The sequence below is a fragment of the Streptomyces sp. NPDC001750 genome (assembly GCF_042892615.1).
Lineage (GTDB): Bacteria > Actinomycetota > Actinomycetes > Streptomycetales > Streptomycetaceae > Streptomyces.
In genome coordinates, this window is sequence record NZ_JBIAUE010000073.1 from 1 (window position 1) to 6782 (window position 6782).

A 6782-nucleotide genomic window follows, 5' to 3' on the forward strand; every position below is an offset into this window, starting at 1 on the left:
GCCACACCCGAAGCAGCCACCAACCCCTCCGCGAGACCCAACCAATGCCCCGCCATCCGCTCCACCGTCACCGCATCGAACAAATCCGTGCTGTAGGAGACGACGGCGAACAGGCCCTCTCCGTCGATGGGTTCGAACTCGATATTGAGGTCGAACGGGCTCGTCTCGACCGGCGGCAGGACTTCCTCGACCAAGAGCCCCGGCAGTGCGAACGTCTCGCGCGGCGCGTTCTGGAGGGTGACCGCGGCCTGGACGAGCGGGGTCCTGCTGGGGTCGCGTTCCGGGGCGAGGGCCTCGACGAGGCGGCTGAACGGGGCCGCCTGGTGCTCGAAGGCGGCCAGGGTGGTCTCTCGTACGTCGTCCAGCAGCGTGCCGAAGTCGGCATGGGCGTCGATGCGGGTGCGCAGCACGAGTGTGTTGACGAAGAAGCCGACCAGCGGTTCCAGCTCGGTGCGCTCGCGCCCCGAGACGGCCGTGCCGACGGCGATGTCGTCCTGGCCGCTGTAGCGCGAGAGCAGCAGCTGTGTGACCGCGGTCAGGGCCATCGACAGGGTCGCGTCCTGCGCTCGCGCCGCGTCGGCGAGTGCCGTGGTGAGACGCTGCGGGACGCGGAAGGAGTGCAGGGCGCCGCGCCCCGTCCGCACGGCGGGGCGGGGTCGGTCGGTGGGCAGCTCCAGGGGTTCGAGACCGGCCAGCCGCTCGCTCCAGTGGTCGAGGTGGGGCGCGAGGGCGTCCTCGGTGAGTCGCGCACGCTGCCAGACTGCGAAGTCCGGGTATTGAAGGGATGGTTCGGGCAGCACGGGATCACCGTGGGACGCGTCCACCACCGCTGTGTAGAGGGCGCTCAGCTCGCGTGTGATCACGCCCATGGACCAGCCGTCAGTGACGATGTGATGCATCGTCAGCATGAGGGTGGACTCGTCCCGCCCTGCCCGCTCGACGAGGAGCACGCGGAACAGCGGCCCGGTGCGCAGGTCGAACGGCTGGGCGGCCTCCGCCCGCAGGGTGCGTTCGTGCGCGTCCTCGCTCGCCGCCCGGACCGTGCGCACGGGCACGTCGAGGGTGTCGTGGACGTGCTGGGTGCCGCCCCGGCCGTCGGCGGCGTCGAAGGTGGTGCGCAGTGCCTCGTGGCGGGCGACGAGCCCGGCGACGGCGGTGCGCAGGGCGGCGGTGTCGACGACCCCGGTGAGACGCAGGGTGGTGACGACGTTGTACTCGCAGCCACCGGGGGTGAAGGCGTCGAGGAACCAGAGCCGTTCCTGCGCGTAGGAGAGCGGCAGCGGGCCCGCGCCGCGCGGCGCCGGGGTGATCGCGGCGTCCGTCGTCGCGCCCGTCGTGGCGGCGCAGGCGGCGGCCAGCGAGGCGACCGTGGGATGGTCGAACAGGGCGCGCGGCGAGAGGTCGGCGCCCAGGGCGGTGCGCAGCCGGGAGGCGGCCTTGAGGCTGGTGATGGAGTCGCCGCCGAGGTCGAAGAAGTCGTCGTGCCGGCCGATTCGCCCGCTGCCGAGCAGTTCGGCCCAGACGGCAGCGATCCGCTCCTCGGCCCCGGCGTGCGGGGCCTCTTGGACGGTGGCGGTGACGTGGTCGTGCTCGGGGGCGGGCAGGGCGCGCCGGTCGACCTTGCCGCTGGAGTTCAGGGGCAGGGCGTCGAGGACGACGTACGCGGAGGGGACCATGTACGAGGGGAGCAGGGCCGCGGCCTCCTCCCGTACGCGGCGGACGTCGAGTTCGGCGGCCGTGGTGTCCTGCGCCGCGGGGACGAGGTAGGCGACCAGCCGCTTGGAACCGCCGCCGCCCGTCCGGGCGGCGGTGACCGCCTGGACGCTCACCCGGCCGATGCCGCCGCAGCGCGCAAGGGCGGCCTCGATCTCGGCGAGCTCGATGCGGAAGCCCCGGATCTTTACCTGTCCGTCGCCCCGGCCCAGGAATTCGAGGCGGCCGTCGTGGCGTCGCCGGACGATGTCGCCGGTTCGGTAGAGCCGGCCACCCGCGGGACCGAACGGGGAGGCGACGAACCGCTCGGCGGTGAGACCTGGACGGCCGTCGTAGCCGCGGGCCAGCCCGGGGCCGCCGAGGTACAGCTCACCGGGCTGGCCTGTGCCGACCGGGCGCAGCGCCGCGTCGAGGACGTAGGCGAGCGTATTGTCCATGGGCAGGCCGAGCGGTACGGCCGCACCGTCGGCGAGGTCGGCGGCGTCGAGGGGGCCGCAGACGGCGAAGGTGGTGGCCTCGGTGGGCCCGTAGACGTGGACGAGCCGGGTGTCGGGGCAGTGCTCCAGCATGCGTCGCATCGCCGGGCGGGAGGCGGCCTCGCCGCCCGTCCACACCTCGCCGAGCCCGGAGAAGCAGGCCGGGTCCTCGTCGGCGAGGGCGCCGAAGAGCGCGGTGGTCACGAACAGTGCGCTGACACCGTGTTCGGCGACGGCGTGGCGTACGGCGGTCGCCGTGAGGTCGCCGTCGGCGACGACGACCGTGCCGCCGTTGAGGAGCGGGGCCCAGACCTCGTAGGTGGCGGCGTCGAAGGAGTGGGAGGAGTGGAACAGGACGCGCTGCTGCGCATCGTGCGTCCAGCGGCGGTCGGCGGCGAGGGCGGCGATGTCGCGGTGGGTGACGGCGACGCCCTTGGGCTCACCGGTCGAGCCGGAGGTGTACATGATGTACGCATCGGCGTCCGGGGCGACATGCGCCGGTCCGTCGGCCGGGGCCGTGGTGTCGCCGCCGGGGATGTCGGAGACATCGTGGGTCGGGATGTCGGAGACGTCGAGGTTTGGGATGCCGGAGACGTCGAGGGTCGGGATGCCGTCCGGTGCCGGGAAGACGCCGTCGGTGAGGAGCAGCAGGGCGCCGCTGCGGTCGAGCATGGCGCGCATCCGGTCCGCCGGGTGACCGGAGTGCAGCGGAACGTAGGCGGCCCCGGTCCTGAGCACGGCGAGCATGGCGACGACGACGTCCGCCGAGCGGTCGAGCAGCAGTCCGATCCGGGATCCCCGGCCGGCTCCGCGCGCCCGCAGCGCGCTCGCCAGGCGGGCCGCGCGTTCGTCGAGCTGCCGGTAGGTGAGCGTGCCGGACGCACCGGTCACGGCGACCGTGTCGGGAGTGTCGGCGACCCGCTGTGCGAAGAGTTCCGGCAGCGAGGTCTCCGGCACCGCGGTCGCGTCGAGCGTGCCGGCCCACGCACCGTCCAGAACGCGTGTCAGCTCGTCGGCACCGGTCAGCGGAAGGGTGCCGAGGGTGGCCGCGTCCCCGGCGTCCGCCAGGGCCTCCAGGACGTGGGCGTAGCGGGCGGCGAGCAGCCGAATGGTGGCGGCGTCGAAGAGTTCGGGGTCGTAGCCGAAGGTGAGCAGGAACTCCCCGGCGGGGCGCGCGGTCAGGGTGAGCGGGTAGTTGGTCGACTCGGCGGCGTCGAGCCCGGAAAGGGCGATGCCGTGGCGCGTGGTGGCGGCGGCGTCGACCGGGTAGTTCTCGACGACGACGAGGCTGTCGAACAGAGGCGTGCCGGACGGCAGGCCGGGCACTTCGATCTCGTGCAGGGCGACGTACTCGTACGGGCGGGCCGCTGCCTGGGCGTCGCCGAGACGGCGCAGCCAGGCGCTCACCGGCTCGTCCGGCGGCGTGACGACGCGCACGGGCACGGTGTTGATGAACAGTCCGACCGTCGACTCCGCGCCCCGCAGCTCCGCCGGACGGCCGGAGACGGTCGTGCCGAACAGGACGTCGTGCGTTCCCGCGTACCGGCCGAGCAGCAGCGCCCACGCGCCCTGGACGACGGCGCCGACGGTGACGCGGTTGCGCCGGGCGAAGTCCGCGACCGCCTGCGCGGTGGCGTCGGGAAGGCCCAGAATGACGCGTTCCCCCGAGCGTGCGTGTCGGGAGCCGCGCGGCGAACGGTCGTACGGGAGCGGCGTCGGCTCCTCGAAGCCTGCGAGGCGGCCGGTCCAGAAGGCATGCCCGGCGGCATGGTCCTGTGCGGCGAGCCATCGCAGGTGCTCGCGGAACGGCTCCCGGGGCGGCAGGGGTTCGCCCGCGCAGAGGGCGGCCACGTCGGAGAGGACGGCGGCGCTGCTCCAGCCGTCCATGAGCAGGTGGTGAAAGGACCACAGAACGCGGACGGCCTCCTCCTCGACCCGTACGAGCGTCAGCCGCATCAGCGGCGCGTCAAGGCCCGTGATGACGGACCGGTCCGCGGCGAGCAGGTCCGCGAGCAGCGATTCCTGCTCGTCGGCGGTGCGATCGGTCCAGTCTGCGTACGTCACCGGCAGTGGCCGCGTCCCTGCGCGATGGACAACCTGGACGGGCTCGGCCACTCCCTCCCAGACGACGGAGACGCGCAACGCGTCCGAGGCGTCGACGACGGCCCGCCAGGCGCGCGCCACGGCCCCGGTGTCGCCCACGCCCGCCATGACGAAGGTGAACTGCTCGAGATAGGCGGGCGATCCAGGCGATCCGGCCGCGTCGAGCGTGTGGAAGAGCATGCCCGACTGGAGCGGGGTCAGCGGGAGGATGTCCTCGATGGCGCGGGCGTCGCCGACGCGCGAGGCGATCGCGTCCACCTCGTGCTGGGCGAGGCGGACGAGGGGAAAGTCCGACGGCGTGCAGCCGGAGGGGCCCTCGGGCGCGGTGCAGTGCGCGACCAGGGAGCGCAGCTCGTCCGCGTACCGGTGGGCAAGGTCCTCTACGGTCGTGAGGTCGTGAAGGTTCTCGGAGTAGGCCCAGGTGAAGGTGAGGACGCCGTCCTGGACCGCGCCGACCACCTCGATCAGATGGGTACGCCGCTCGCCCGGGTGGTGCTCGCCGCCGGGGTTGAGGACGAGGGAACGGTGCAGACCGGAAGTCCCCTCGTCGAAGTGCCCGAGGTAGTTGAACGCCAGTTCCGGAGCGTCGCCCAGGCCGGTGGCGTTGCCGAGGTGACGCAGGGCGCCATGGCCGATGCCCTGGTCGGGCACGGCCCGCAGCAGCTCCTTGACCGCCTTCACGGTGTCGGCCCAGTCGTCGTCGCCGTACGCGACGGGCAGGGCGACCGGATGAATGGCGGTGAACCAGCCGACGGTACGGGTGAGATCGACGTCGTCGAAGAGCTCCCCGCGGCCGTGCGCCTCCAGGTTCACGGCCCATCGAGGAGCGGCCCCGCCCTCCGCGGGTCGATCGGCTCCGCCCGTCGCCCAGGGGCCGACGGCGCGGGTCAGGGCGGCGAGGAGCACGTCGTTGGGGCGCGTGCGGTACGCCCCGGGGACGTCGAGCAGCAGGGCCCGTGTCTCCGCGGCGGACAAGGAGACCGAGACCGTGCGCTCGGAGGCCACGGTGTTGTCGCCCCCGGGGCGGTCGACGGGGATCCGCGAGGTGACCGCCCCGGTCGCGTCGCGCCAGTAGGCCAGCTGGGCATCGAAGCCGCCACGGGCGGTGTACGCGGCGAGCCGGTCGGCCCACTGCCGCACGGAGGTGCCCTTCGGGCCGAGGTCGACCGGTCGGCCTGCGGCAGTCTGCTCGTACGCCGTGCTCAGGTCCTCCAGCAGGATGCGCCAGGAGACGCCGTCCATGATCAGGTGGTGCGCCACGACGACCACACGCACAGGTCCGGCCGTCCCCGTCCGGACGAGCACACGCATCAGGGGGCCGGTGGCGAGGTCGAGCCCGGCCTGTGCGTCGCGGACGAGCGCCTGCCAGCGTGCCTCGGCGTCGGTGTCGGGGTCGCCGTCCTCGGGGAGCGTGTGGAAGGCGAGAACGGCGTCGAGGTCGATGTCGGGAGCGATCCGGCCGGTCCAGACGCCTTCCACGTCCTGGATGAACGTGGAGCGCAGGGCGTCGTGCTGCGCCGCCAGGGCCGCGACGGCGGTGCGGAGGACGCCGAGGTCGGTGTCGTCCGGGAGGGTGAAGGCGGCGGCCATGTTGAAGTGGCCGGGGGCCACGGGGTGGGTCTCGAAGAACCACTCCCGTACGGGGGTCGGGGCCACGACGCCGATGACCGTACCGCTCTCGGTCAGCCGGGAACGGGAGGCGGCATCGACGTCGAGAGCGCGGGCGTGCGGGGCGAGGGTGGAGATGGTGGGGTGCTGGAAGACGTCCCGGGAGGAGAGTGACAGACCGGCACGGCGGGCCCTTGAGACGACCTGGAGGCTGATGATCGAGTCGCCGCCGAGGTCGAAGAAGTTGTCGTGGACGCCGACTTGCTCCAGCCCGAGGACCTCCGCCCAGACGGATGCCAGGACCTGTTCCGTCCTGGTGCGCGGAGCGACATAGGCCTCCTCGTCCCCGGTGAACTCCGGAGCGGGCAGGGCCTTGCGGTCCAGCTTGCCGTTCGCGTTCAACGGCAACTCGTCCAGAACTACGAACACGGCCGGCACCATGTACTCCGGCAGAACCACTGCGACATGCTCACGCACAGCCGCGACATCCAACCCCGAACCATCGGCCACCACATACGCGGCCAGACGCTTCACCCCCGGCCGGTCCTCACGAGCAACAACCACGGCCTGGCTCACACGCTCGTGCGCGACCAGGACGCTCTCGATCTCACCCAGCTCGATCCGGAAACCACGCACCTTCACCTGATCATCGCCACGACCCGCGTACTCAAGCGTCCCGTCCGCATGCCAACGCACCACGTCACCCGTGCGGTACAGGCGACCACCATCGCGGAACGGATCGGCGACAAAGCGTTCCGCGGTCAGACCGGGACGCTCGTGATAGCCACGCGCCAGACCACCCGCGAGATACAACTCACCCCACACACCCACAGGAACAGGACGGAGGAAGGAGTCGAGCACATACGTGCCCTTGCCCGCCAC

The 6782-nt window shown here is 72.4% G+C and carries 1 protein-coding gene; it reads right to left on the reverse strand.

The window, feature by feature from the left end; all coding sequences use genetic code 11:
• The coding region (locus ACFYY6_RS38090) for an amino acid adenylation domain-containing protein (RefSeq protein ID WP_389197731.1) at window positions 1–6782 on the reverse strand (6782 nt) is incomplete at both ends.